Genomic DNA, 24106 nt, shown 5'->3' with positions numbered 1-24106 from the left:
TGCTCCGGATGGAGTGGTTGGGATGGGCCCGGCGTGCGGGCAGCAACCACTCACGGATCTGTCAGACCCGTGAAATGCCAGGAAAGCCGCCCGCTAGCGGGCGGGCGGGGGAGAGCAGATGAGCATGCGTCGCGGCATGGGGCTCACCTTACCGTCAGCGACGGTCACCCGGATCGCGGGGACTCACGGCTTGCGGGCGACGCCACCCAGGAGCAGTTCCTCCCACGGCGCGAGCGGGCCGGGGACGCGCTCGTCGGGGTGCCACTCGGGGAAGTGCACGACTCCCGGCTCCACCAGCACGAGGCCGTCGAAGAACGCGGTGATGGCGGCGCGGTCGCGGAAGAAGCCGGCGCCCATGGTGGCCTGCAACATCACCTCGAGCGCCTTGGCCTTGGGGCTGGGGGAGGCGAGCATGTTGGCGGCGGCGAGGTAGCTGCCCGGCGACAGCGCCGACATGTATCTCCTGACCAGGGCGTGGGGGTCCTCCTGGTCGGGGAGGAGGTGCAGCAGCCCGATCGCCATGATCGCCGTCGGCTGGGACAGGTCGATGAGGCCGCGCAGCACCGGGTGGCCGAGCACGGCGTCGAGGTCGCGGGCGTCCGCGGTGATGGCGCCCGCGTGGGGGTTGGCGCCCAGCAGGGCCCGCGCGTGCGACTCCACCGTGGGGTCGACGTCGACGTAGACGACCTTGCACGCGCGGTCGGCGAACTGGGCGACCTCGTGGGTGTTCTCGATCGTGGGCAGCCCGGCGCCCAGGTCGACGATCTGCCTGATGCCGGCCTCGCGGACCAGGAAGTCGACCACCCTGCCGACGAAGGCGCGGTGGCACCAGAGGAGGTCGACCACCTCGGGCACCGTGTCCTTCAGCTTGCGTGCCACCGAGCGGTCGGCGGCGAAGTTCTCCGTGCCGCCGAGCAGCGCGTCGTGCACGCGCGCCACGTTCGGCCGCTGGGGATCCACACCGGGCGGAGCCCACGCCGGCTCGTCCGTCTCACTCATCCGGCCCCCTTCACTCTCCGTGACGCGGATCGTATCCGCACCTGGAGCCCGGATGCCCGGCGTGCCGGCCGGTTGTCAGAAGAGTCAGCCCACCCTGTCCGACGTCGGGCGGGGCGTCTCGCGCTGGGCGTGCCTGGGGACGTGGGCGGACGCGCCACCTGCCAACATGGCCTTCAGCCTGGGCGCGAGCGGCCGCTCGACGAACCTGTACACCAGGTACGCGGCGCCGAGCATGACCACGATCAGCCCGCACAGCAGCACGTACTTGTTGACCGAGTCGCCCAGCCTGGTGAAGAGCACGAAGCCGACGTGCGCGTGCAGCAGGTAGAGCGGGTACGTCAGCGCGCCGGCCGTCACCAGCCACGGCCTGCCCAGCCCTCGGGTGGCGCGCAGCGCGATGAGCGTCATGACGAGGAAGAGCAGCACGACCACGGTGATGATCACGGCGTGCGAGTACGTCACGGAGTACCGTTCACCGACGGCGTCGGCGTACCCGATGGCCCGGTAGACGGCGTTGCCCAGGCAGATCGGCAGCAGCAGGGCGATCTGCACGTTCAGCCCGAACTTGTAGAGCATGAACAGCGCCATGCCGGCGATGAAGTAGTGGGAGAACTCCGACTGCACGACCAGGTCGGCGATCCCCGGCAGCAGCCCCGCCTGCACGAGGAACGTCAGCCCCAGCCAGGCCCAGAGCCCCACCATGACGCGGGTCCGCGTCATGCCGATGAAGGTGAAGGCCAGGATGAGGAAGTAGAACCGCATCTCGGCCCAGAGCGTCCAGTAGACGACGTCCACGTTCGCGATGTTCGGCACCGACTGGAACATCGTCAGGTTCGCCAGAACCTGAGGCAGGCTCACCTCGAACACGCCCTGTCCCAGCGTCACGGTCACCACGCTGGTGACGGCGATGCCCACCCAGTACGCGGGATAGAGCCGCACGAAGCGTGAGACCACGAACGCGCGCGGGCTCCTGCCCCATGCGCTCATCAACACGACGAAGCCGCTGACCAGGAAGAACAGGTCCACGCCCAGGTAGCCGTACTTGGACCAAGCGCTCTCCGCGGCGAAGACGACCGGGCTGTGGTCGCCGGCCCAGCCGGAGAACGTGTAGTGGAACAGCACGACGCAGAGCGCCGCCAGTAGCCGGAGGCCGTCGATCTCGTATAGACGGTCTGAGCTAGTTGGCATTCTTATCACCCTTCTTGTCCAAGAAGAGGGTGGCGTAGACCGCTTGCTGACCGATGAATGATCGCTTGCTGTTAACCGCTTTGTTACCGGTTTACGGAGCTCTGTTCGGGTAGCGGATGGGGGCCCGAGAAGGACGGAAGAGGAGAGGACGAGTTCCTATGGAGCTCTGGGACTACCGACCTGACGTCTACGACCGTGGCAGGAGCCTGGATCTGGCGGGCTTCCGCGTCCAGGCGACCGACGGGAAGATCGGGACCGTCGACGAGGCGACGTACGAGGTCGGCGAGAGCTACATCATCGTCGACACCGGCCCCTGGATCTTCGGCAAGAAGGTCATGCTCCCGGCGCAGGTCGTCACGAGCATCGACCCGCAGGAGCGCGACGTGCACGTGGCGCGCACCAAGGCCGAGATCAAGGACGCGCCCGAGTTCGACGAGGCCACGTTCAAGGAGCCCGAATACCGGACCCGGCTGGGTGACTACTACGACCGCTTCCCCCGGTGACTCCGTGTCGTGACGGGAGGGCCGCGTCCGAACCCGGGGCGCGGCCCTTCGCCGTACCTGACACAAGATGGCAGGTACGGCTGGAACGCTCGACCCCATGACGACGAAAGCGAAGCTCCTGGCGGTCACCATCGACTGCGCGGAGCCCAGGAAGCTGGCCGCGTTCTACCACGAGGTCACGGGGCTGGACATCCAGTACTCCGAGGACGAGTACGCGGCCGTGGGCGACGGCACCACGAACATCTACTTCGGCAGGAACCCCGATCGCGAGCCGGCCGCGTGGCCTGGCCCGGCCAAGCAGTTCCACCTGGACTTCCGGGTGCCGGACGTGGAGAAGGCGGTCGGCGAGTACATCGCGCTGGGCGCGACCAGGCCGGATTTCCAGCCCGGTGTCACCGAGGAGGGCACGGGCTGGGTCGTCCTGCAGGACCCGGAGGGCCACCTTTTCTGCGTCTGCCCCGAGCGCTCCTAGCGCGGGCCGGTGGGGCCTGACCGGCCCCAAGAATGAGCCACAAGTTCGTGCTGTTCAGGATGGGTCCAGGTGGATTTATCAGCCTAAAGGTGGATTCTAGAAGCTCGCTGGGCTCATAAGCTGGAGCAATGCCTCTGAAAGGACGCCTGCCCCTGCGCGGGCCGCGATGACCTGGGTCGGCCTGCTGATCGCTCTGGCCGGCGCGCTGGGCTACGCGCTCGGCGCCGCGCTGCAGCAGTACGAAGCCGTCGCCGAGGGCGCCTCGCTCCGGCTGGTGCGGCGCCCTCGCTGGTGGATCGGCGGCATCATCGGCTTCACCGGCGCGTGCCTGCACGCGGTGGCGCTCAGCTTCGCCCCGCTGGTCGCCGTCCAGCCGATCAGCGTCGCGACCCTGGTGTTCGCGGTGCCGCTGGCGGCGTTCCTGTACGGCCGCCGTCCGTACCGCGCGGAGATCTTCGGATCGATCGCCGTGGCCGTGGGCCTGCTCTGGCTCATGATGCTGGTGCCCGAGCACAACGTGCCGCCGCACCTGGGCGACGGCGCGGCCATCGGGTTCATCGCCGTGATCGGGGTGGTCACCCTGGTCACGCAGCTGATGGCGCGCCGGGTGCACGGCGCGGCCAGGGCCGCGCTGCTCTCGGTGGGCGCGGGGGCCGTCACCGCGAGCGTGTCCACGTTCGTCCGCGTGGTCGGCGGCGGCCTCCAGGGCGACCTGGGGCGGCTGGTCCACTGGTTCACCCTCGCCGTGCCCCTGCTGCTGGTCTGCGCGGTCGTGCTGCTCCAGCGCTCGTACGCGGTCGGCTACTTCGGCATCGCCTACGCGGGCGTGCAGGTCGTCGACCCCATCACCTCCGTGCTCGCGGGCGCCATCCTGCTCGGCGAGCCGCTGCCCACGTCCCCCGCCACGGCGATCCCCGCCCTGCTGGCCGGCGCGCTGACCATCGGCGGCACGATCACGCTCGGACGCCTGGCCCCCGACCACCGCCCGGCACCGGCGGGCACCCCGGCGGGCACCCCGGCGGGCAGCGCTGAGGACGGCGCAGGGGCCTCCCTCCCCGTGTCGGCGACGTCGGACGTGAACTGAGGCGCGGCCCTCTCGCGGCCGTCCCTGCGGGCGGCCACCTGCATTGGTCAAACGGTTGAATTGACATGGCCTGCAGGGTTACGGTGCATCGGCGATGACCTTTGTGGTCTGTCACATTGCATTGCCCCGGAACGAGCGGAGTGCACGAGCATGCCGAGAAGAGCGATGGGTGTCCTGATCGCGTCCGTCCTGGTGGTCACGGCGGCCGGAGCGCCGGCGTCGGCGGAGCCCGGCTTACCCGCCGGCAAGACCGTTGTCCACGTGGCCAAGGACGGCGAAGAAGGCGCCACCGGTACGAAATCCGATCCGTTCGCGACGGTCGAGCAGGCCCGCGACGCGCTGGCGGGACGGACGAGCGCGCGGCGGCCCGGCGTCGTCTACATCAGGGAGGGCGTCTACCAGACGTCCAAGACCGTCCAGCTCAGCGGCGCTGAGCACTCCTACGTCACCTATGCCGCATATCCGGGCGAGCAGGTCGAGTTCGCCGGAGTCACCACCCTCGCCCCCGGAGACTTCCGCAAGCTGAGCGACGTGCCGGACGAGGCCAGGTGGTCGTCGAAGGCGCGCGTCCCCGACACGGCGGCCGGCCACGTCTACGTCTACGACCTGGGCGCGAAGGGCATCCCCGCCGGGGTGATCATGAAGAACGGGTTCAACTGGAAACCCCAGCCGTTCGCCCCCGAGCTGATCACCGACGACGCGACCCAGACCCTGGCCCAATATCCGAACGGCGACGAGAAGCTCGACAGCGCCGCCATCACCGTCAAGGAGGCGCCGAAGGGCGCCAGGGACTACTTCTCGGACAAGACCGAGGACGGCACCACCATGCCGTACGAGGACATGCTCAAGCTGCCGGGGCCCGTCTACACCTCCGTCGACGCCACGCTCAAGGAGCGCTCCGCCACGTGGGCGCCGCCGCAGGGCCAGGAGGCCGACAACACCGTTCACGAGACCGACGGCTGGCTCTCCGGCTATTTCGGCAACAACTACGCCAACGACCGCGTCCGCATCGCCTCCGTGGACCCCGGTGCGGCGGAACTGCGCACGACATATCCCACGATGTACGCCGCCACCGACAAGTGGACGTCGTTCGTCGCCCAGAACGTGCTCAGCGAGCTCGACACCGAGGGTGAGTACTACATCGACCGCTGGAACGACGCCGGCACCCTCTACTACTACCCGCCGGGCGGGACCGTCGAGGGCAAGGAGATCAGCCTGACCTCCTTCGACGCGCCCTTCTTCCAGCTGGAGAACGTGCGCGGGGTGACGCTCAAGGGCCTGAAGCTGAACGGCACCACCGGCACCGCCGTACGGCTGCTCGACGCGGAGTCGTGCACCGTCGACGGCCTGGAGATCCTCAACGCCAGCATGGACGCGGTCGCGATCGGCGAGGCCAACGACGCCATCACGGCCATCGCCGAATACCGCACCAGCCGAGGCGGCCACCGCAACAAGGTGATCAACAGCCGGCTGCACGACCTCGGCGGCGGCGGGGTGTTCACGGCCGGCGGCGACCGCGACTCGCTGGAGCGCGGCGACCACGTCGTGGAGCACAACGAGATCTACGACTTCTCCAAGCTCGCCACCTACACCCCCGCCGGCTACATGTACGGCGTCGGCAACACCTTCCGCTACAACCACGTCCACGACGCGCCCCACATGGCGATCCAGATCATGGGCAACGACATGGAGATCAGCCACAACAGGTTCGAGCGGCTGGTGACGCACGCCTCGGACCAGGGCGTGATCTACGCGGGCCGCGACTACACGTACCTGAACAACCTGGTGGCGTACAACCTGTTCAAGGACATCGGCGCGGACGGCAACCAGGCCGTCTACATGGACGACGGAATGTCGGGGATGGTCGTGCGCCACAACGTCTTCGACAACGTCCAGCACGGCCTGTTCTTCCAGGCCGGCCATAGCAACGTCGCCTCGGACAACGTGTTCAAGGACGTGACCTACCTCGGGCACGACAAGCTCTACCACGAGGACGACCTGCCGGTGCCGAACTCGAAGGTCGTGGTCGAGCGCTTCAACGACATGCTGAAGCCCGGCGACGGCACCGGCTTCACCAACACCAGGGAGAACATCGAGAAGTGGTACCGCCACTACGGCAAGCAGTATCCGAACATCCGTGACTGGTACGTCCCGTCGAAGGCGAACGGCGAGCTCTGCACCTCGATCGACGGCACCGAGTGCACCGAGGCGTACGTGTGGACCGACCCCGACTCCCTGTACGTGCCCGCGCACAACGTGCTGACCCGGTCGGTCAGCATCGCGACGGGCGACTTCGCCTACACCGACGACGCCGGCGGGCTGAGCGTCAAGACCTTCAACCCGGACTTCGACTCGTACAACGTCAAGAAGGACAGCGCCGCCGCGTTCGCCTTCGATCCCGCCACGGGGAAGTTCGACGCCAGGTCCACGCCGCTCAACTCGGCCGAGGGCTTCGGCCCGAAGTGGGTGCGCGAGTGGAACAGGAATTTCACCCTGGACGGCATCGGGCCTCGGTGAGGAGCCCGGCAGCCGGCTCGTGACGGGCTCATGACGGGCCTGGCGGCGGCGCCCGCCTCAGCCGTCAGACGGGACGCTCGGTGCTTTCCTTCGGCCGGTCGCCGCGGGGCGGGCGCCAGCCGAGCACGTCGTGCATGGAGCGCAACATCAAGTCAGGGCTGAGCCGGGCGGCCGTGGACATCCCGAGGTCGCGCAGCCGTACGGCCAGCGGATGGCGGAGCCTGGTCATCCGGTTGATGGTCATGGACTGGCGGACGACCCGCCACGTGCGGTCGAGGCGGGCGGCGGTGTAGGCGGGGAGCACCTCCTCGACCGCGGGGGAGCCGCCCGCCAGGCGGGCCAGGACGACGGCGTCCTCGATCGCCTGGCAGGCCCCCTGGCCGAGGTTGGGCGCCATGGGATGGGCGGCGTCGCCGACGAACGCCACCCTGCCGGTGTGCAGGGCGGGCAGCGGCGTGCCGAACGAGAAGATGTCGTTACGGATGATGTTCGCGGGGTCGGCCGCGCGCAGCAGCGAGGGGATCGGCTCATGCCAGTCGCCGAACCTGCGCAGCAGTTCCTCCCGCTCGTCCGCGTGGACGGCTCCGGCGGGGGACACGTCGGTGGCGTACACGTACACGGTGTCCTCGGCGTGCCCGGCCTTCCCGATGTCCCCCGCCTCTCCCGCCAGCAGGTGGACCCCTATCACGAGCCCTTTGCCCCAGGTCTCCGTGCTCTGGATGGGCAGGTCGGACCTGGGTATGAGGGCGCGCCAGGCCGTCACGCCGGAGTAGGCCGGGCCCGGATGGCCGGGGAAGAGCGCCCCGCGGGTCGCCGAGTGGATGCCGTCGGCGGCGACGACCAGGTCGGCCTCCAGGTCGCCCTCTCCGGTGCGGACGACCCCGCGGGCGGCGTCCACGTCCGCGACGGTGACGCCGAGCCGCAGGCGGGCCCCGCCCAGGGCGTCGGCGAGCACGTCCATCAGCGCGGCCCGCAACAGGACCACCATCGAGTCCCCGTAACGCGCGAGCGCGTCGTCCTCCGTGGTGTGCACGAGCCACCGCCCATCGGGGCGCCGGATGCCCACCTGCCCCTCGAACCTGCCGAGTTCGCGGATGCGATCGCCCAGGTCGAGCGTGTCGAGCGCCTTCAACGCGTTGGGCGCCATCGCCAGCCCCGACCCCACGGGGGCGAGGTGGGCGGCCCGTTCGAGCACGGTCACGTCCCACCCCTCGCGGCGGAGCGCCACCCCGGCGGTCAGCCCGCCGACACCTCCGCCGATCACCACGGCCTTCGGCATGTCCCTGCCTCCTTCGCACTACGTCTGTAGTTTCGCATACTACGCGTGTAGTCGGGTGGTTGTAAGATCGGGTCCCGTGAAACGCTCAGAGCTGGTCGCGGACACGGCCATCACGCTGCTGGCCGAGCGCGGCATGCGCGGCCTCACCCATCGGGCCGTCGACGAGGCGGCCGGGCTGCCGCCGGGGTCGACGTCCAACCTCGCCCGCACGCGCGCCGCCCTGCTGGAGCTGACCCTGTCCCGGCTCACCGAGCTGGAGATACGCGCGCTGGGCCCGGCTTACACGACCGCCAGGAACGGCACCCTGGGCGCCCAGGCAGACATGGCGGACACCGTGGCCGAAGGGCTGCACATCCAGATCAGAGACCGCAGGCGCGCGCTGGCCCGCTACGAGCTGGCCCTGGAGGCGACGCGGCGGCCGGAGTTGCGCGAGATCTACGACGCGGCGGGCAGCCGCTTCCGCGATCCGGCGGTGGCGCTGCTGGCCGCCCAGGGCTCCCGCGATCCGGTCCGGCACGCCCGCCAGCTCGTGGCCTTCAGCGAAGGGCTCATGTTCGACGCGATCGTGGGGGCGGGGGGCACGCCCACCTTCGAAGAGCTCCGGCAGGCCGTCGAGGACTTCCTGGCCGGCATGCTCGGCCGGCCGTCCAGGGGCCTGTGAGGGTCACCGGGCCCTGGACAGCCTAGGGGCCCGTGAGGGTCACGAGGCCGTAGCCGCCGGACAGGACGGCCGTCAGGACGGGATGGGCCTGCTCGTCGACGTCGAGCCGGGCGCCGACGGCCGCCAGCGCCGCGCGTACGGCCTCGGCGTCCGGATGGCCGCCCGCCAGCGACACCAGCTCGACCGCGGGCAGCCCCTGCCCGGCCGGATGCGGGGTGCCGCCCCACTCGATGAGGAACGGCACCAGGCCGTCGTGCCCGGCCCGCTCCGGCGGCGTGAGCCGCCAGCTGAGCAGGTCACCGGAAGGGGTGCGCCGCGACATGTCCCGCGGGTCTCCGGGGTCGTGGCCGCGGGCCCGCGCCCTGGCCGTGACCGCGTCGATGTCCTCGACCGCCACCGCCCAGCCGACCAGCGCCGCCGCTTCCAGCTCGTCGATGCCGAACGGCCGTGGGGCGGCCGGGGCCTCCTGCTCGGGATCGGGCCCGATGATCTCCAGGTAGCTCGTGCCGCCCAGGCCGAGCAGCCGGTTGTGCGTCCCGAACCCCGGGTGCCGCCCGCCGGCCGCGGGGCGTACGCCGAGCAGCCGTTCCAGCTCGGCGGCGGTGGACTCCAGGTCCGGGGTGGCGTAGACGAGGTGATCGAGACTCATGGGTGCAATTGTGCGTGACGGCAGGTCACCGGCAGGTCAGGCGCCGCCGTCCCGCGGCGTGCCCAGGCGGGCCCGGTGCTGCGGCCACTCGTCGTCGAGGATGCCGAAACAGACCGTGTCGCGCCAGGTGCCGTCGGGCCTCCTGCGGTGGCGGCGCAGCGTGCCCTCGTGCACGCCGCCGATGCGCCTGATGGCGTTCTGTGACCGGATGTTGAGCACGTCGGTCTTGAGCAGGACCCGGTTGTGGCCGAGCGCGAAAGCGTGGTCGATGAGCAGGAGCTTGCACGCGGTGTTCACGGCCGTACGCCAGACCGCGCGGCCGTACCACGTCCAGCCGATCTCGACGCTCTCGTCGAAGCCGGGCACGTCGCAGTAGGTGGTCCAGCCCACCGCGCGTCCGCTCTCCTTGTGCACGACCGCCAGCGGGACGTGCCGGTCGTCGTCGATGAGGTGGCGGGCCACCTTCGCGAGCTCGGCCTCGGTGCGCGGCGTGCCGGCGGGCAGCCAGCGCCAGACCTCCTCGTCCCCTCCGCCGGCGGCGAACAGGTCGGGCACGTGCCCCATGGCCAGCGGCTCCAGCCGGACGACGGCGTTCTCGAGCACCACGGGCTCGGGCAGCTTGGAGGTCATGGCGGCAACCCTACGGAGGGCCGGGCGGTCGCGGTGATGGCCACCTGTGCCTTTTTACGGGGAACCACTGTCGACACTCATACCGGCCGGTCGGTAGGCTCACGGCATGGACTTCGCTTACGACACCGTCACCGAGGACCTGCGCGAGCGACTGCTGCGCTTCATGGACGAATGCGTCTATCCCGCCGAGCCCGCTTTCGAGGAGCAGGCGGCGACCAGCGGCTGGAGCGCGCCGCCGCTGATGGCCGACCTCAAGGACGAGGCCAGGAAGCGCGGCCTGTGGAATCTGTTCCTGCCCGGCGAGCACGGCGCCGGGCTGACGAACCTCCAGTACGCGCCCCTGGCGGAGATCATGGGCCGGAGTCCCACGCTCGCCCCGACGGCCACCAACTGCGCCGCGCCCGACACCGGCAACATGGAAGTGTTGTCCATGTTCGGCAGCGAATGGCAGCGCAAGGAGTGGCTGCGGCCGCTGCTCGACGGCGAGATCCGCTCGGCGTTCGCCATGACGGAGCCCGACGTGGCTTCCTCCGACGCAACGAACATCGCCACCTCGATCGTCCGCGACGGCGACGAGTACGTCATCAACGGCCGCAAGTGGTTCATCTCGGGGGCGATGAACCCCAACTGCAAGATCTTCATCGTCATGGGCAAGACGAACCCCGACGCGCCCAAACACCGCCGGCAGAGCATGATCCTCGTGCCCCGCGACACCCCCGGAGTGCACATCAAGCGCGGCATGCACGTGTTCGGCTACACCGACGCCGACCACGGCGGCCACGCCGAGATCGTGTTCGAGGACGTCCGCGTCCCGGCGGAGCACCTGATCGGCGAGGAGGGCGGCGGCTTCGCCATCGCCCAGGCCCGGCTCGGCCCCGGGCGCATCCACCACTGCATGCGCCTGATCGGCATGGCCGAGCGCGCAGTCGAGCTGATGTGCGGGCGGGCGCTGGCCAGGAGCACGTTCGGCAAGCCCGTCGCCCAGCAGGGCGTCGTCCAGGACTGGATCGCCGAGTCGCGCATCAGGATCGAGCAGCTGCGCCTGCTCGTGCTCAAGACGGCCTGGCTCATGGACACGGTGGGCAACCAGGGGGCCCACACCGAGATCCAGGCCATCAAGATCTCCACCCCGATCACCGTGGAGTGGATCCTGGACAAGGCCGTCCAGGTGCACGGCGCGGGCGGCGTCTCCCAGGACTTCCCGCTGGCCGCGCTCTGGGCGCACGCGCGCTCGCTGCGCCTGGCGGACGGCCCCGACGAGGTGCACAAGAGGTCACTGGCCTACCGCGAGCTGAAGAGGTGGATGTGAACGAGGCGGAGATCAGGGAGCGCGTGGCCGCGTTCCTCGGCGAGCATGACCCGAGCGGCGACCGGCTGGAGTTCCTGCGGGCCAGGTACGACGCCGGGCTGGCCTGGGTGTGGTTTCCCGAAGGGCACGGCGGGCTGGGGGCGCCTCGGGAGTTGCAGCAGGTCGTGGAGCGGGAGCTGGCGCACACCCCGCAGATCGACGGCGGCATCCAGGGCATCGGCCTCGGGATGGCGGCGCCGACGATCCTGGCGTTCGGCACGGACGAGCAGAAGCGGCGTTTCCTGCGGCCGCTGTGGACGGGGGAGGAGATCTGGTGCCAGCTCTTCAGCGAGCCCGGCGCCGGGTCCGACCTGGCCACGCTGGCGACCCGGGCGGTCAGGGACGGCGGCGAGTGGGTGATCGACGGCCAGAAGGTGTGGACGTCCGGCGCCCACCACTCCCGGTGGGCCATCCTCGTCACCCGTACCGACCCTGACGTGCCGAAGCACCGCGGCATGACGTACTTCATCTGCGACATGCACGCGCCGGGCGTCGAGGTGCGGCCGCTGCGGCAGATCACCGGCGAGGCCGAGTTCAACGAGGTGTTCCTGACCGGCGTCCGGCTCCCCGACGAGCTGCGGCTCGGCGCGGTCGGCGACGGCTGGCGGGTCGCGCAGACCACGCTGATGAACGAGCGCGTCGCCATCGGCGGCGGGCCCGCGCGGCGCGGCGGCGGCATGATGGCCCCGGTGCTCGACGCCTGGCGCGAGCACCCCGAGCTGCGCAGCCACGACCTGCACCAGCGGTTGTTGTCGCTCTGGGTGGAGGCCGAGGTGACCCGGCTGTCGGGAGCGCGGTTGCGCGAGCAACTCGCCGCCGGGCAGCCAGGGCCCGAGGGCTCGGGCATGAAGTTGTCGTTCGCCCGGCTCAACCAGGCGCTGACCGGGTTCGACGTCGAGTTCCGGCGCGATCTCGGCTACGACGACTGGACGTTCCGGCGTTCCGAGAACGTCGACTTCTACGGCCGCGGCCCCGGCTACCGCTATCTGCGGGCCAAGGGCAACTCGATCGAGGGCGGCACCTCCGAGATCCTGCGCAACATCATCTCGGAACGGGTGCTCGGCCTGCCCTCCGAACCTCGCATCGACAAGGACGTTCCCTGGAAGGACCTGCCGCGATGAGCCGCGACCGGATGACGCTGCTGTACACGGACGTCGAGGAGGAGCTGCGGGCCGCCGTGCGGGGGGTGCTCGCCGACCGGTGCCCGCCCGCCGCGGTGCTCAAGCGCGCCGAGTCCGAGCCCTACGACCTGGACCTGTGGAAGACGCTGGCGGGGGAGATCGGGGTGGCCGGGCTGCTCATCCCCGAGGAGCTGGGGGGCGCGGGCGCGTCGGCCAGCGAGGCGGCCGTCGTGCTGGAGGAGCTGGGCAGGGGAGTGGCGCCGGTGCCGTTCCTCACCAGTGCGGTGCTGGCCACGCGGGCGCTGCTCCCGACCCGTGACGCCCTGCTCGGCGAGCTGGCCGAGGGCAGGCGGACGGCCGCGCTGGCGGTGTCGTTCGCCGCGTCCCCCTACCGGCCGGAGCGGGGTGCGTCGCTGAGCGTGGACGGCGCGGGCCGGTTGTCCGGCAGCGTCACCGGCGTGGCGGGGGCGGACGTGGCGGACGTGCTGCTGGCACCCGTGGACGGCGGCCTGTACGCGGTGGAGACGGGCGCGGCGGAGGGAGGTCCGGTCACGGGATGCGCGGTCGAGGTCGTGCCCTCGCTCGACCTGACGAGGCCGGTCGCCACCGTGACGTTCGACCGGGCGAGCGCCCGCCGGGTGGGGGCGTGCGACCTGACCGGGGTGCTGCGGTTCGGGGCGGGGCTACTGGCGTCGGAGCAGCTCGGCGTGGCCGAGTGGTGCCTGGACACGACGCTCGCCTACGTCAAGGAGCGCCACCAGTTCGCCCGGCCGGTCGGCTCCTTCCAGGCGATCAAGCACCGGCTCGCGGACCTGTGGCTGGACGTGGTCAGGGCCAGAGCCGCCGCGAGGAGCGCCGCCGCCGACACCTCGGCCGTCACCGTGGCCGTGGCCCAGTCGTGGAACTCCGGCGTGGCGGTGCACGCGGCGGAGGAGGCCGTGCAGCTGCACGGCGGGATCGGCATGACCTGGGAACACCCCCTCCACCTGTTCCTCAAGCGCGCCAAGGCGAGCGAGATCGCGCTCGGGACGCCGGGCGACCACCGGGAGGCGCTGGCCTCACTGGTCGACGTTCCCGGCCCGGAGTGAGGTGAGCAGCAGGTCGGCGAAGTGCCTGCCCACCTGGGCGCCGGTCAGCGGGCCGTCCGCGTGGAACCAGGTGCCCAGGTGGTGCACGGAGCCGAAGAAGTAGTCGACGACCAGCTCGGCGGGGACGCGGTCGCTGAAGACGCCCGTGCGCTGCCCCTCCGCGACGAGGTCGCGGAACCGCTCGTGGTAGCGGCGGCGCTCGGCGCGTACGGTCTTGCGCGTCTCGGGGGCGAGCAGGTGCATCGACCGGAAAAAGATCTTGGAGTCGTCGAGGTTGGCGGTCGTGGTCTCGACGACGTCGGCCGCGGCCCGGCGCAGGCGCTGCTCCAGCGTGCCGGGGCCGTCGGCGATCTGCGCCAGCCGGTCCGTCTGCATGCGGAGCACCCGGCCGTAGATCTCGTGCAGCAGGTCGTCCTTGGAGTCGAAGTAGTGGTACATCGCACCTTTGGTGACGCCGGCCGCCACCACGATCTCCTGCACGGAGGTGCCCTCGAAGCCTCGATCGGCGAACAGCCTGGTCGCCTCGGCGAGGATCCGCTGCCTGACCGGTTCTTCTCTCACATGGTCCCCCTTGGTCACCCGCCCTAGCATACCGACTGGTCGGTTGAGCTCATTGGGTGGTCTTGCAGGTACTAATTCCGTCACCTTAGGCTCGCCTTGGTTGGGAGCGGGTATCTCTTGACCGGCGAGGGATCTTCGGCGTGGCAGATCCTGCAAGACACCTACTCATTCGGGGAGTTTGCCGTGCCAGGTGGCTCTATCTACGTGAAGCAGGACGAAAAGTACACAGGCTCATCCCCGCAATGGTGGTACGAGAAGTTCTGGCGCGAGGACGCCCAGAACCGGCGCAGGTCCCGGTACATCAAGGCCGGGGTGGGGCTCGTGATCGGCGTCGCGCTGGCGCTCAGGTTCGACCTCACCGCCCTGTCACCGCTGTTCGGCCTGCTCTTCGCCGGCCTCGTGGCCGGGGGAGACTGGTTTCTCCACTGGCGCTCCTTCCACGCCACGGCGGTCTGGCGCGGAGCGCGGCGCGGAGAGGCGATCACCGGCAGGCACCTGCGCAGAGCGCTCCGCCGCCAGGGCTACAACGTCCTCGACGGTCGTGCCATCCGCGGGAAGGCCTCCATCGACCACCTGGTGATCGGCCCGGGAGGCGTCTGGGTCGTCGACAACGAGTCGTGGAGCCCCGACACCGAGATCGCCTGCTACGCGGGGCGGCTCTTCTTCGGCGAGAAATACGGCTCCAAGACGGCCAAGCCGCTGGTGGAGGCCGCCGAGGCGTTCGCCGAGCTGCTCAACCGCGAGACGGGCATCGCGGTGACCATCACGCCCCTGCTCGCCGTCCACTGCGGGCTGCTGCCCAAGGGCGGCTTGGTGCACGCGGAAGGGCTCACGCTGCTCAAACCCCGCCTGGCCGGCAAGCTGATCAGGGCGGCCGAGGGCGGCGTGCTCACCGGCGAGCAGATCGAGGTGCTCACCCGCACGGCGGCCAGGGAGCTCCAGCGCGTCTGAAGGTCAGGCCAGCGTCTCGACGAACGCGGCGAGCTGGGCGACGTTGCGGCACTCGTGCATCGGCACGACCTGCCCGTAGTCGCTCGCGAGCGAGTCGCCCGTGTCCCACTGCCGGCGCGGCTCCGGGTTGAGCCAGTAGGCGTGGCGCGCGCGGGACACGAGGGACGCCAGCACGTCCAGGGCCGGCGGCTGGTAGTTGGAGCGGGCGTCGCCGAGGATCAGCAGCGAGGTCTTCGGGCCGATCGCGTCGCCGTACCGCTCGGCGAAGCGCTCCAGCGCGTGCCCGTAGTTGGTGCGGCCGAAACGCACCATGTCGGCCTCGTCCGCCAGCCTGGCCATGGCCTCGACGACGTCGGCGCCGGGGGCGAAGAAGCGGGTGATCTCGTCCACCGTGTCCACGAAGCCGAACGCCCGCACCCTGGCGAACTGCTCCCTGAGCGCGTACGTGAGCAGCAGCGTGAAGTGCGCGAACGACGAGACCGAGTCGCTGGTGTCGCAGAGGATGACCAGCTCGGGCCGGTGCGGGCGCGGGGGTTTGAGGTGGACGGCCAGCGGCACGCCGCCGCTCTGCAGCGAGGCCCGCATCGTCCTGCGGAAGTCGAGCCGGCCGCGCCTGCCCTTCCTGTGCTTGATCGTCAGGCGCGCGGCCAGGCGCCGGGCCAGCGGATGCACCTCCCGGCGCAGCCTGGCCAGGTCGGCCCTCGTGATGCGCAGGAAGTCGATCTGGTCGAGCGGCGGGCGTACGGCGGAGCGGGCGATGCGCTCGATGCCGGAGTTCTCGGCGATCCGGCGGCGCACGTCGGTGGCCACCGCCTCCTCGAAGCGCCGCAGGCCGGCGCCGACCCGCTGGCGCAGGGTCTTCTCGGCCAGGCCGCCGCGCTCGCCGTCCCGCAGCCCGGCGCGGAGGATGCCGGCCATCAGCGTCTCGGGCGACAGGGCGCGCATGACGCTGTAGGAGAACCAGTTCTGGCGCCCAGGACCGGACTCCTGGCGGCCGAACCGGCCGACCATGGCCTGGGCGAACGCGCGCACCTCCGGGTCGGAGCCGCCGGTCAGCAGCCCGGCCAGGTGCTCGCGCAGCTCGGCGACCGTGGCCGTGTCCGGGTCCGCCGCGCCTGCGGGCCGCGCGGCTCCCAGCCCGGTCGTCGACGCCGGGAACCACAGGTCGAACAGCACGTCGAACCCCGGCCGGTAGGCGGGCTTCTTGACCAGCGTGGCCGCGTACGCGGCGCGCAGCGACTCGCGGTCGCCCAGCTCGATCGCCCGCAGGGCGTTGGCGGCGTCCAGCCCTTCCGCCACCGAGACCGGCACCCCTGCCTCGCGCAGCGCGTGCACGAAACCCACGTGCCGGTCGACCAGCGACTCGCGGTCAGGCATCCGGCAGCCCCAGCTCCTTGATCGCCCTGGTCTGGTCGGAGGCGTGCTTGAGCACCACGCCCAGCGTGCCGGCGACGGTCGCCTCGTCCAGCTCCGCCCGCCCGAGGGCCAGCAGCGTGTTGGCCCAGTCGACGGTCTCGGCCACCGACGGCGCCTTCTTCAGCTCCAGCGCCCTGAGCGTGGCGACCGTCCTGGCCAGCTGCTCCGCGAGTCCGGCCCGCAGCCCGGGGACCTGGGCGAGCACGATGTCCCGCTCCCGCTCGGGGGTGGGGTATTCGATGTGCAGGTAGAGGCAGCGCCGCTTGAGCGCCTCCGACAGCTCGCGGGTCGCGTTGGAGGTCAGCACCACGTACGGCCGCCGTGTCGCGGCGATGGTGCCCAGCTCGGGGATCGTCACCTGGAAGTCGGACAGCAGCTCCAGCAGCAGCCCCTCGACCTCGACGTCCGCCTTGTCGGTCTCGTCGATGAGCAGCACGGTGGGCTCCGCGGACCTGATCGCCTTGAGCAGGGGCCGCTCCAGCAGGAACTCCTCGGTGAAGATGTCGTCGTCGGCGCTGGTGGCCTGGATCCTGAGCAGTTGCTTCTTGTAGTTCCATTCGTAGAGCGCCCTGGCCTCGTCGAGGCCTTCGTAGCACTGGAGCCTGATCAGCCGGGCGCCGGTGGCCTGCGCCACCGCCTTGGCCAGCTGCGTCTTGCCCACCCCTGCAGGCCCTTCGACCAGCAGCGGCTTGCCCAGCGCCGCAGCCAGGAACACCGACGTGGAGATGGCGTCGTCGGAGAGGTAGTCCACGGCGGCGAGCCGCTCCGTCACGTCGGCGGGCGAGTCGAACATCGATGCTCCTGTCTCGAGGCCGAACTTTATTCTAGCGGCTCGGGTCCGGCTGATACCGATTCGACCAGGATGCGGATCACCGGTATATTCCTCTCTGCCAGCGCCGCTAGCTCAGTTGGTCAGAGCAGCTGACTCTTAATCAGCGGGTCCGGGGTTCGAGTCCCTGGCGGCGCACCAGTTCTGATCAGGCCCGGCTTCGGTTATGACAGCCGGGCCTGATCTTTGATGGGGCCGTGATGAGGCCAGGGTGAGCGCGTCAGCGAACAGCAGCCTGATGACGCTTCCGTCGGCCTACGGTCTGGCTCTGCTTCCGGACAGAGCCACTACGGCGACGGGGGCGATTGCTCCCAGGCGGTCGGCGTCCGGCCTCGCGAATGAGGCGGGCTACGGCTTCGGCGGTGTCACGGGCGACCTGCGGGACGACGGTTACGTAGGTATCGGCCGTCAGCACGATGCTGGAATGACCAAGCTGGTCCTGGATGACCTTGAGGTCCGCGCCTGCCTGAAGCGCGAGACTGGCCGCCCCACGTCGAAGGTCGTGCAGGCGAATGGGTGGAAGCCCGCTCTCCTGGATCATGGCGCCGAAGGTCCGGGTCAGGCCGTCGGGGGTCATCGGCCGGCCGCGTTGGGTGGTGAAGACGTAGCCACCGCCGTCTTAGTCGAGGAGGGCGAGGTCGGCCTGCTGGAGGTCGCGGTGACGGCGTAGCGCGGTGACGGTGGTGCGATCGAGGGCGATGGTGCGGCGGCTGGTGGGCGTCTTGGGCGGACATTGGGCCAGCCCGCCGCCGTCCAACCGTTGTGTCTGGCTGTTGATCGTGATGAGTGCCGCGTCGAGGTCGAGATCGCACCAGCGTAGTCCGGCGGCCTCTCCGCGGCGCAGGCCGCGCAGAGTGATGAGGTGATAGACGGCATACAGCCGGTGGCCGCTGATCGCGGTGAGGAACGTAGCGGTCTGGGCGGCGGTCCAGATTGCCACCCGGGGACGGGTCCCGCTGCGTTGCCATTCGGCGATCTGGTCGCTGGTCCACACGACTGCGTGAGGGCGGCGTAGCCGGGGGAGTTCGATATAGCGGGACGGATTGTCAGGCAGAAGGTTCTCTCGAACGGCGGCGTTGAGCGCGGCTCGCAGGGTGGCGTGCAGGCGGGCGAGCAAGGTCGCCGAGGCTGGCCGGCGGGTAATGGTGCCGTGTCGCATGATCGTGGTGAACATGTGCTGCACGTCGCGGATGGACAGGTCGCGGAGCGGGATGCCGCCCAGGTGTGGGATGAGGTAGCTGTCGATGTGCGCGGTGTAGTTTCGCAGCGTGGCGGGCTGGAGGGAGACCCTGGAGGCGATCCAGATGCGCAGCCATTGCGCGATGGTCAGCAGGCTGGCTTGAGGATCGGAGCCGGACGTCTGTAGCTGGCGAGTGCTCTGACAGCGGCGCGGCGGCTGGTGAAGCCGCCCTTACGGAGGCGGCGGCGGGCACCGTCGAGACTGGCGGGAATGTCGAGGGTGAGGTACCAGCTGCCGTGGCCGCGGGTGGTCAGCTTGGGGCAGTGGGCTCCGAGCTGACGTCCGGTTTGTGGATTCCGGCAGCCGCAGCGCTTGTGGACGTGACCGGCGACGGGCATGGCGACTCTCCGATCAAGATGGGGTAATGGTGAGTGGATCGTGGGGATGTTTGCGATGATGAAGGGGGCCGGGTCGAGCGAGGGAGGTGAAGTGGGTGTCCTATAGTCCGAAGCTAGCGGCGGCGTTGTCGGGTGCCACGCTTCGTCAGCTCGCGCACTGGCGTAAGGCCAGTTCTGGGCGTGGCGCGGTGCTGGTGCCGGAGGTCTCTCCGGTGCGTCCGGTGCTGTATTCGTTTCGGGATCTGGTGGCGTTGCGTACGTGTGTGAAGCTGCGCAATGACGCGTCCTTGCAGAAGATTCGCCGGGCGTTGGACACGCTCCGTGACGACCTGCAGGAGCGTGAGCATCTGTCGGCTTACCAGTTGGTGACCGATGGTTCGACGATCTACTTGGTCGAGCAGGGTCAGGCCACCGATCTGGTGCATCGCAAGGCCAACCTTGTCATCCATGACATGGTCGAGGTGTTGCGGCCGTTCTACCGCGATGGACGGCACATTCCGGACCTGCTACGTCCCCGGGAGCACGTCACGGTTGACCCGGCGGTCCGCGGTGGGATGCCGGTGATCGACGGGACCCGCGTGCCGTACGACGAGATTGCGGCGTTGCTGCGGGATGGCGTTCCGGCTGAGCGGATCGTGGAGTACTACCCGAGCGTGTCGGCCACGGCGGCGTTGGACGCCGCCGACTTCGCCGACTACGTCGACAGTTACGAGCCTCCCAGGGAGCAGCGTGCGGCTGCTGCTGGATGAGAACGTCCCCCGTCCGCTGCACCTGGTCCTGACGAGTTTCGTACTGAACCACGACATCGTCCACTTGCTGGATCTTCCTGGCTGGTCGGGCACGCGCGATGAGACCTTGTATCCGCGAGCCGCGGCCGAGGGGTTCCACGTGGTTCTCACCAACGACGGCCGCCAGATGCAGCGACCGCGGGAAGTGGCCGCTATCGCCGCCTCTGGTCTGCACCGGATCGAATATCCGCACAAGCACCCTGGGCTGGTCGGGATGGGCGCCGCGATCGCGACGGTCGCCGCTGGATTGCCGAGCGTGCTGGCGTTGCTGGAAGAATCCAGCGGACCACGCTTGATCACTTTGCGAGGCGTCGATCCCACGGTGGCGAGTCGGCTGCGGTTGATCGATCCTGCGCTGAATCCGCCCAAATTCTGGCCTACGTCTCCGTCTGGGCGGACCCGGCCAGGTGCCAATGCCGAAAATATGTGAAGGGCAACGGCGAAGCGGTCGAACTCACTCGGGCATCACGCCGCGGCGAGTCCCGTCCTGACCTTGCCTGCGACCGACGCGCCTAGCGTTTTCGCCTGTCTGCTGGTTTGCGCCAGTACGGCAGCGCCACGCACCTGATCCTGCGGCCGTCCCATGAGGACGTGGGACGGCCGGGGGAACGGATGGTTGTTGAGATGCCGGCGCTGGCCCGCGCTGCTCGGGCCCCACTGCGTGCCGCACCGACGCAATCTCTCAATCACAGGAAAGATGGCGCTGACGGTCATACCCTGAAATCTGATGCCGGGCGGAAAGGCCAACGAGCCGTGATCATCAATCAGGCGGGGAAGAGCAGCCTGCAGGTTTCGGAAATCCTGTTCTCCCCGCTGCTCACCCTTGACGAGCTTGGACCTATGGGGCACATAGCCATCACCTACTCGGTGAAAGAGAACGGCTGCTCGCACAGCCCTTCCTGCCGGCAGCGGGGAAAACACGCGGCGGAACCCACAACCACGAGCCTGAAGGAGTTTCGGGGACATCGCCATCACGAGCGGATGTGCCGAACATGCGGCGGCGCGGACCTGCCTGCGTTGAAACCGGAGGAGATCGCAAGCGTCGAGGAACTGGCGCTGTTGCTGCCCCCACGGTTGGAGGCGGCGCAGCGGAGGGCTGAGGCCGAACGCGTTGTGGCGGCTCGGGTGCGTGCTGCTGATGCACTCGATGAGCGGGCACGGGCGATCCTCGATGGGTGGGAGTGGAGGCTCGCTGAGGAGCGGCAGCGGGCTGAAGGAGGATCCGCCGACGTCCTGAGCGCAGTGACTCGTTGCTGCGAGGACGGGATGTGCACGGCAGAAGCCGATGTGTCGTTCGATCCGCGCACGCTGAAGGTCGATTTCCGGTGCCGGGCCAATCCGATGCACGGCCGACTGGCCTGGAAGGATGACGAGACCTACGAGATATGGAAGCACTGGGATGAGGCCAAATACGACACTCTTGCCCTCATCGCTTCGTTGATCGCTGAGGATGACCCCTGCTGGAGCGAGGTCTACGGCACCCGGGCAGATGACTGGCGAGCGGTGACCGCCGCGCTGCGGGTTTTCGATGAGGCGAACCCACAGCCCATGGACCTCGGCCCCAACGTTCGGTGTGGTTTGTGCAGTCGGCGGATGGCGCTCCACGAGAGGGCAAGCCGTGCGGACGTGCCCTCGGTGTACGAGTGCGGGCACCGGCACACGGATGGCCGTTTCCACCGCGAGAAGAAGGCTGATGTCCACCGTGTGGTCGACCGCGTTTTGCTCGACGCGCTCAACGGACGCTTCTCCTGGGTGACCGCGCCCGAACTGGCGCCGGCTCCCGCTGCCCTGGTTGCCTACGCCGACTATCTCACGGCGAAGATCGCGACTTACGATGCGCACATCGGCGCGGCGAAGGCAGACGCGGCTCTTTCGCGGCAGCACACCGACCGGGTGGCGCGGTTGGAGCAGGTCGGGATGATGCAGGAGCACGGAGTGTTCGCGGTGGCCGGCCTGGATGCACTTGTCCGGGAGCCCTGGCGCGGCAGGTCGGTGCGCGACGATGGCGTGTTTACGGATCTCGGACGTGCGCTGCTGGTTGATCGGGTTGTGTGCCATCGCGACGGCATCGAGGTCTTCACTCGTCTCGATGAGGGCACCGCTCTTTATCGGAGACTGTACGCGGAGGATCTCCGGGAAGAAATCCGCGTGGCTCGTGCCCAGTTGCAAATGCTGGAGGACGAACTTACGGAGTTGGAGGAGACGCCAGCAGGCCCTCCAGACTCACCGTCATCGTGACATGACTCCGATCAGCGACTGGAGTGGAGTTGTCCCGGATGGCCGGACAGCCCGTGGGCCGTGAGGTCGGCGGCGAGACGAGAGCCGACCGAGAGGAGGTCGGCTGCTGCCTGGTCGAGGACGTGGATGAGCGCGGTCATCGCGGCTGGGTTGATCCCGGCGAATGTGCCGCGTATGGCTGTGATCATGGCGGCTGAGGACGCGCTGGCGGGGACGGCTGGTGTGGGGCCGCTGTGCCGTACGGCCAGGGTGGCGAGCTGGTGGAGCGCGTCCGCCAGGGCGGACTGGAGGAGACGACGGTGCTTGTTGAGGCTGTCGGCGAAGCCTGGGGCGGCCGCCACCGCCCCAGGCGCAGGCGCTCGTCTGGCGGGCAGCGGAGTCGAGAGCGTCGCGATGGGCGACGGCGAGTGCGCTGACGCGCCGGAATGCTTGAAGGGTCGCTGCGTACTCCGCCATGACGAAGGTAAGGATCTCAGGCCAGTGGGCGTCGACCCGCTGGTTTGGCAACTCCTCCTAAATCGTCCGACGCGACCGCTGCTATGGTCCGATCTCTCCGAATACCAGAGTGGGATCGTAGTCGTCGACCATGGCAATCGGCTCGTCGAGAGTGATCGTGAAGTTCCAGCCCTCGTTCTGGATTGCCTGGCCAAGTTCGTCCCAGGTCAGCTGTCGGCCATCGACGACCACGGCCATCTCATCCGGGCTGCGCCAGATGATCCTGCCGCGTACCTCGCGGTCGGCGATGGTCGGCTTGCCGCTGAATGGGCTGCGCTCGAGGTAGTGCCTGCCGATCTCGCGGCGGGCGGTCTCCCGTACGTGGTCAAGAGCGCGTTGCGGGTCGGCGTAGGGGGCTGCGAGTGAGCGGAACTCATACCCTTCCTCGACGCCGACTTCCGTGAGGTCGGCTTCGATGCCGGTGGCGCCGTGTGTGAGGCGGTAGGCCAGGACATGCGGCCGACCGTCAGGATCGACGAACATCTCTGGTGGCGGAGGCGACGGCAGCGGATCACGTCCGGTCCGGTCACACATCCACGAGTTCCAGCAAGCGTCGCAGAGCATGCCCACCGGGTTGAGATGAATCCGGGCGGGTTGCCCGCACCTGCTGCATTTCGCGCTTTCGGTAGCCACCTGCTGACTCTACGTCTTCGGGTGTCTCGGGCCGCGTACATGAGATCGGCGAGGCGATACGCTCGCCGTCATGCTCTCCGTAGCCGAGAGTCCGGTGTTCGCAGCCGCCCACGCCCTGGCCGCCTGGGTAGGCGAAGGACGTGCGGTCACGCCGGGCGGCGTACTTAAGCCCACTCTCGTCCCGGATGTCGCGAAGGCCATCAACGTTCCTTGTCCGATCAAGGTACGGCGGCTGAGCGATGTTCCCGAGGTGTTTCGGGCATGGCTGACCGCGGTAGCCATCGAGATGATCACGGTCAGCGGGGCGCGTGCCGTACGCTCCGAACCCGAACCGCACCTGGACGCCGCCCGCGGGTATGTGGCGCTGGAGCAGGTGATCGCGGCGCAGGTCACCGATCCGTGTGGGGCAGACCCGCGGATCTGCTGCCAGGTGACGCTCGACCTGCTCGCCGAGGAGGAGCCGCCGCTCGGGCAGGCGCTGCGGCGCGAAGTCGAGGCCGTCATGCGGCAGCGTCGCGACTGGGACTGGCGCGCATCCGGGCTGATCGACGGGCATCCCGCGGACCAGGTCGTGACCATTCTGCGCGAGTTCGGCGCGCTGGACACCCGGCTGAACGTGACTGAATTGGGCGAACATGCCCGCCGTGAACTGGCGGACCGGATCCCGCTGCCGGTCACGCCGGACTTGGACGCGGCCGAGGTGCTGCGCCGAGTGGCCATGTCCGCCGAGGAAGACGTACCGGAACTGTTGCGGCGATGGCGGATCCCTGACTACGGTTCGCTCGTTAGGCCGCCGAGGCCGCGCAATTGCCCGGTCGGTTGCTCGGTGGTTGCTCTTCGGCCATCGGCACCCGTGAACCCGCGGTGGCATTTTGGGGCATTTCGAGGACAACGGAAAGGGACGGAGCGCTACAAGCAAGTACATTTAGGTACGGCTTGACACAAAGGCTAGTGACTCTTAATCAGCGGGTCCGGGGTTCGAGTCCCTGGCGGCGCACCGCGCGAAAACCCCAGCTTGATGTGCCGAGCTGGGGTTTCTCGCTTCGTCGGCGGGCGCGTGGCCGACCGGCCCGGCTCC

The 24106-nt window shown here is 69.3% G+C and carries 25 protein-coding genes, 2 tRNA genes and 1 pseudogene; 16 read left to right on the top strand and 12 right to left on the bottom strand.

Features of this window, described 5'->3' with window-relative positions; genetic code table 11:
- Positions 1 to 183: 183 nt before the first annotated feature.
- Positions 184 to 999, bottom strand: coding sequence for an SAM-dependent methyltransferase (locus ACZ6SA_RS31215; protein ID WP_465832172.1), 816 nt, complete (start codon positions 997 to 999; stop codon positions 184 to 186).
- Between the two features lie 84 nt (positions 1000 to 1083).
- Positions 1084 to 2187 (bottom strand): acyltransferase family protein, encoded by a 1104-nt coding sequence (locus ACZ6SA_RS31210; protein WP_443155896.1) that lies wholly within the window; start codon positions 2185 to 2187, stop codon positions 1084 to 1086.
- A 158-nt stretch (positions 2188 to 2345) separates the two neighbouring features.
- Here ACZ6SA_RS31210 and ACZ6SA_RS31205 point away from each other — a divergent pair, with 158 nt between their 5' ends.
- The 4 genes from ACZ6SA_RS31205 (at position 2346) to ACZ6SA_RS31190 (ending at position 6763) form a co-directional block, all read left to right on the top strand.
- The gene (locus ACZ6SA_RS31205; RefSeq protein WP_465832170.1) at positions 2346 to 2690 is read left to right on the top strand and encodes a PRC-barrel domain containing protein; all 345 of its coding nucleotides are present in this window, start codon (positions 2346 to 2348) and stop codon (positions 2688 to 2690) included.
- A 97-nt stretch (positions 2691 to 2787) separates the two neighbouring features.
- Positions 2788 to 3162, top strand: coding sequence for a VOC family protein (locus tag ACZ6SA_RS31200; RefSeq protein ID WP_465832168.1), 375 nt, complete (start codon positions 2788 to 2790; stop codon positions 3160 to 3162).
- Between the two features lie 166 nt (positions 3163 to 3328).
- The gene (locus tag ACZ6SA_RS31195; RefSeq protein WP_465832166.1) at positions 3329 to 4246 is read left to right on the top strand and encodes a DMT family transporter; all 918 of its coding nucleotides are present in this window, start codon (positions 3329 to 3331) and stop codon (positions 4244 to 4246) included.
- A gap of 150 nt (positions 4247 to 4396) precedes the next feature.
- Positions 4397 to 6763, top strand: a complete 2367-nt coding sequence (locus tag ACZ6SA_RS31190) for a right-handed parallel beta-helix repeat-containing protein (RefSeq protein WP_465832164.1) — start codon at positions 4397 to 4399, stop codon at positions 6761 to 6763.
- A 64-nt stretch (positions 6764 to 6827) separates the two neighbouring features.
- On the opposite strand, the gene ACZ6SA_RS31185 is transcribed toward ACZ6SA_RS31190, so the two are convergent.
- Entirely contained in the window at positions 6828 to 8042 is a 1215-nt protein-coding gene (locus tag ACZ6SA_RS31185; RefSeq protein WP_465832162.1) for an FAD-dependent monooxygenase, read from the bottom strand.
- Positions 8043 to 8118: 76 nt separating this feature from the next.
- On the opposite strand from ACZ6SA_RS31185, the gene ACZ6SA_RS31180 reads away from it, so the two are divergent.
- Positions 8119 to 8703, top strand: a complete 585-nt coding sequence (locus ACZ6SA_RS31180) for a TetR/AcrR family transcriptional regulator (protein WP_465832159.1) — start codon at positions 8119 to 8121, stop codon at positions 8701 to 8703.
- Between the two features lie 22 nt (positions 8704 to 8725).
- Here ACZ6SA_RS31180 and ACZ6SA_RS31175 read toward each other — a convergent pair whose 3' ends face one another.
- Together ACZ6SA_RS31175 and ACZ6SA_RS31170 are read right to left on the bottom strand one after the other, a co-directional pair.
- Positions 8726 to 9352, bottom strand: coding sequence for a VOC family protein (locus ACZ6SA_RS31175; protein ID WP_465832157.1), 627 nt, complete (start codon positions 9350 to 9352; stop codon positions 8726 to 8728).
- Between the two features lie 36 nt (positions 9353 to 9388).
- Entirely contained in the window at positions 9389 to 9982 is a 594-nt protein-coding gene (locus ACZ6SA_RS31170; RefSeq protein ID WP_347647075.1) for a GNAT family N-acetyltransferase, read from the bottom strand.
- 106 nt (positions 9983 to 10088) lie between these two features.
- On the opposite strand from ACZ6SA_RS31170, the gene ACZ6SA_RS31165 reads away from it, so the two are divergent.
- The 3 genes from ACZ6SA_RS31165 to ACZ6SA_RS31155 are packed head-to-tail and all read left to right on the top strand — an operon-like array spanning position 10089 to position 13539.
- Positions 10089 to 11291, top strand: coding sequence for an acyl-CoA dehydrogenase family protein (locus tag ACZ6SA_RS31165; RefSeq protein ID WP_465832153.1), 1203 nt, complete (start codon positions 10089 to 10091; stop codon positions 11289 to 11291).
- A complete protein-coding gene (locus ACZ6SA_RS31160) occupies positions 11288 to 12451 on the top strand; it encodes an acyl-CoA dehydrogenase family protein (protein WP_443155889.1) in 1164 nt (387 codons plus the stop codon). Before ACZ6SA_RS31165 ends, ACZ6SA_RS31160 begins: the two co-directional genes overlap by 4 nt.
- Positions 12448 to 13539, top strand: coding sequence for an acyl-CoA dehydrogenase family protein (locus ACZ6SA_RS31155; RefSeq protein ID WP_465832149.1), 1092 nt, complete (start codon positions 12448 to 12450; stop codon positions 13537 to 13539). The genes ACZ6SA_RS31160 and ACZ6SA_RS31155 overlap by 4 nt, the downstream gene beginning before the upstream one ends.
- Here the strand turns inward: ACZ6SA_RS31155 and ACZ6SA_RS31150 are convergent.
- Positions 13510 to 14130 (bottom strand): TetR/AcrR family transcriptional regulator, encoded by a 621-nt coding sequence (locus tag ACZ6SA_RS31150; protein WP_443155887.1) that lies wholly within the window; start codon positions 14128 to 14130, stop codon positions 13510 to 13512. The two genes, ACZ6SA_RS31155 and ACZ6SA_RS31150, sit on opposite strands and share 30 nt — an antisense overlap.
- A 174-nt stretch (positions 14131 to 14304) precedes the next feature.
- On the opposite strand from ACZ6SA_RS31150, the gene ACZ6SA_RS31145 reads away from it, so the two are divergent.
- On the top strand, positions 14305 to 15051 hold the full coding sequence (locus ACZ6SA_RS31145) for a nuclease-related domain-containing protein (RefSeq protein ID WP_465832145.1): 747 nt from the start codon (positions 14305 to 14307) through the stop codon (positions 15049 to 15051).
- Positions 15052 to 15054: 3 nt separating this feature from the next.
- Here the strand turns inward: ACZ6SA_RS31145 and ACZ6SA_RS31140 are convergent, their stop codons facing one another.
- Entirely contained in the window at positions 15055 to 16428 is a 1374-nt protein-coding gene (locus tag ACZ6SA_RS31140) for a vWA domain-containing protein (protein WP_465832142.1), read from the bottom strand.
- The gene (locus ACZ6SA_RS31135) at positions 16421 to 17260 is read right to left on the bottom strand and encodes an AAA family ATPase (RefSeq protein ID WP_347647082.1); all 840 of its coding nucleotides are present in this window, start codon (positions 17258 to 17260) and stop codon (positions 16421 to 16423) included. The genes ACZ6SA_RS31140 and ACZ6SA_RS31135 overlap by 8 nt, the downstream gene beginning before the upstream one ends.
- 100 nt (positions 17261 to 17360) lie before the next feature.
- On the opposite strand from ACZ6SA_RS31135, the gene ACZ6SA_RS31130 reads away from it, so the two are divergent.
- Positions 17361 to 17437 (top strand) — tRNA-Lys (locus ACZ6SA_RS31130).
- A 70-nt stretch (positions 17438 to 17507) separates the two neighbouring features.
- Positions 17508 to 17966, top strand: a complete 459-nt coding sequence (locus ACZ6SA_RS31125) for a hypothetical protein (RefSeq protein ID WP_465832139.1) — start codon at positions 17508 to 17510, stop codon at positions 17964 to 17966.
- Here ACZ6SA_RS31125 and ACZ6SA_RS31120 read toward each other — a convergent pair.
- Together ACZ6SA_RS31120 and ACZ6SA_RS31115 are read right to left on the bottom strand one after the other, a co-directional pair.
- Positions 17916 to 18470, bottom strand: coding sequence for a site-specific integrase (locus tag ACZ6SA_RS31120; RefSeq protein WP_465832137.1), 555 nt, complete (start codon positions 18468 to 18470; stop codon positions 17916 to 17918). The two genes, ACZ6SA_RS31125 and ACZ6SA_RS31120, sit on opposite strands and share 51 nt — an antisense overlap.
- Before the next feature lie 9 nt (positions 18471 to 18479).
- Positions 18480 to 18620, bottom strand: a pseudogene (locus tag ACZ6SA_RS31115) (tyrosine-type recombinase/integrase); the annotation flags it as partial.
- A gap of 349 nt (positions 18621 to 18969) precedes the next feature.
- On the opposite strand from ACZ6SA_RS31115, the gene ACZ6SA_RS31110 reads away from it, so the two are divergent.
- The 3 genes from ACZ6SA_RS31110 (at position 18970) to ACZ6SA_RS31100 (ending at position 21900) form a co-directional block, all read left to right on the top strand.
- Entirely contained in the window at positions 18970 to 19623 is a 654-nt protein-coding gene (locus tag ACZ6SA_RS31110) for a DUF433 domain-containing protein (protein ID WP_347647085.1), read from the top strand.
- On the top strand, positions 19604 to 20092 hold the full coding sequence (locus ACZ6SA_RS31105) for a PIN-like domain-containing protein (protein WP_347647086.1): 489 nt from the start codon (positions 19604 to 19606) through the stop codon (positions 20090 to 20092). Before ACZ6SA_RS31110 ends, ACZ6SA_RS31105 begins: the two co-directional genes overlap by 20 nt.
- 323 nt (positions 20093 to 20415) lie before the next feature.
- Entirely contained in the window at positions 20416 to 21900 is a 1485-nt protein-coding gene (locus tag ACZ6SA_RS31100) for a hypothetical protein (protein ID WP_465832134.1), read from the top strand.
- Between the two features lie 11 nt (positions 21901 to 21911).
- Here ACZ6SA_RS31100 and ACZ6SA_RS31095 read toward each other — a convergent pair whose 3' ends face one another.
- Positions 21912 to 22241: a hypothetical protein gene (locus ACZ6SA_RS31095; RefSeq protein ID WP_347647089.1), complete on the bottom strand. Its 330-nt coding sequence runs from the start codon at positions 22239 to 22241 to the stop codon at positions 21912 to 21914.
- Positions 22242 to 22437: 196 nt separating this feature from the next.
- On the bottom strand, positions 22438 to 22929 hold the full coding sequence (locus ACZ6SA_RS31090; protein WP_465832259.1) for a DUF7713 domain-containing protein: 492 nt from the start codon (positions 22927 to 22929) through the stop codon (positions 22438 to 22440).
- A gap of 169 nt (positions 22930 to 23098) precedes the next feature.
- Between ACZ6SA_RS31090 and ACZ6SA_RS31085 the strand changes: the two genes are divergently transcribed.
- Entirely contained in the window at positions 23099 to 23968 is an 870-nt protein-coding gene (locus tag ACZ6SA_RS31085) for a hypothetical protein (protein ID WP_465832131.1), read from the top strand.
- Positions 23935 to 24025: transfer RNA gene (locus ACZ6SA_RS31080), tRNA-Ser, on the top strand. Before ACZ6SA_RS31085 ends, ACZ6SA_RS31080 begins: the two co-directional genes overlap by 34 nt.
- The last annotated feature ends 81 nt before the right edge of the window (positions 24026 to 24106 follow it).

This window comes from Nonomuraea sp. NPDC049378 (assembly GCF_055586745.1).
The sequence above is the reverse complement of the archived record's forward strand: the minus strand, read 5'-3'. Positions and strand labels throughout refer to the sequence as shown.

What these genes read in the sequence shown, in the direction of transcription:
- ACZ6SA_RS31215 (WP_465832172.1), bottom strand. Translation starts at nt 999, where the DNA reads ATGAGTGAGACGGACGAGCCGGCGTGGGCTCCGCCCGGTGTGGATCCC.
- ACZ6SA_RS31210 (WP_443155896.1), bottom strand. Translation starts at nt 2,187, where the DNA reads ATGCCAACTAGCTCAGACCGTCTATACGAGATCGACGGCCTCCGGCTA.
- ACZ6SA_RS31205 (WP_465832170.1), top strand. Translation starts at nt 2,346, where the DNA reads ATGGAGCTCTGGGACTACCGACCTGACGTCTACGACCGTGGCAGGAGC.
- ACZ6SA_RS31200 (WP_465832168.1), top strand. Translation starts at nt 2,788, where the DNA reads ATGACGACGAAAGCGAAGCTCCTGGCGGTCACCATCGACTGCGCGGAG.
- ACZ6SA_RS31195 (WP_465832166.1), top strand. Translation starts at nt 3,329, where the DNA reads ATGACCTGGGTCGGCCTGCTGATCGCTCTGGCCGGCGCGCTGGGCTAC.
- ACZ6SA_RS31190 (WP_465832164.1), top strand. Translation starts at nt 4,397, where the DNA reads ATGCCGAGAAGAGCGATGGGTGTCCTGATCGCGTCCGTCCTGGTGGTC.
- ACZ6SA_RS31185 (WP_465832162.1), bottom strand. Translation starts at nt 8,042, where the DNA reads ATGCCGAAGGCCGTGGTGATCGGCGGAGGTGTCGGCGGGCTGACCGCC.
- ACZ6SA_RS31175 (WP_465832157.1), bottom strand. Translation starts at nt 9,352, where the DNA reads ATGAGTCTCGATCACCTCGTCTACGCCACCCCGGACCTGGAGTCCACC.
- ACZ6SA_RS31170 (WP_347647075.1), bottom strand. Translation starts at nt 9,982, where the DNA reads ATGACCTCCAAGCTGCCCGAGCCCGTGGTGCTCGAGAACGCCGTCGTC.
- ACZ6SA_RS31165 (WP_465832153.1), top strand. Translation starts at nt 10,089, where the DNA reads ATGGACTTCGCTTACGACACCGTCACCGAGGACCTGCGCGAGCGACTG.
- ACZ6SA_RS31155 (WP_465832149.1), top strand. Translation starts at nt 12,448, where the DNA reads ATGAGCCGCGACCGGATGACGCTGCTGTACACGGACGTCGAGGAGGAG.
- ACZ6SA_RS31150 (WP_443155887.1), bottom strand. Translation starts at nt 14,130, where the DNA reads ATGCTAGGGCGGGTGACCAAGGGGGACCATGTGAGAGAAGAACCGGTC.
- ACZ6SA_RS31140 (WP_465832142.1), bottom strand. Translation starts at nt 16,428, where the DNA reads ATGCCTGACCGCGAGTCGCTGGTCGACCGGCACGTGGGTTTCGTGCAC.
- ACZ6SA_RS31135 (WP_347647082.1), bottom strand. Translation starts at nt 17,260, where the DNA reads ATGTTCGACTCGCCCGCCGACGTGACGGAGCGGCTCGCCGCCGTGGAC.
- ACZ6SA_RS31120 (WP_465832137.1), bottom strand. Translation starts at nt 18,470, where the DNA reads ATGTTCACCACGATCATGCGACACGGCACCATTACCCGCCGGCCAGCC.
- ACZ6SA_RS31090 (WP_465832259.1), bottom strand. Translation starts at nt 22,929, where the DNA reads ATGTGTGACCGGACCGGACGTGATCCGCTGCCGTCGCCTCCGCCACCA.
- ACZ6SA_RS31085 (WP_465832131.1), top strand. Translation starts at nt 23,099, where the DNA reads ATGCTCTCCGTAGCCGAGAGTCCGGTGTTCGCAGCCGCCCACGCCCTG.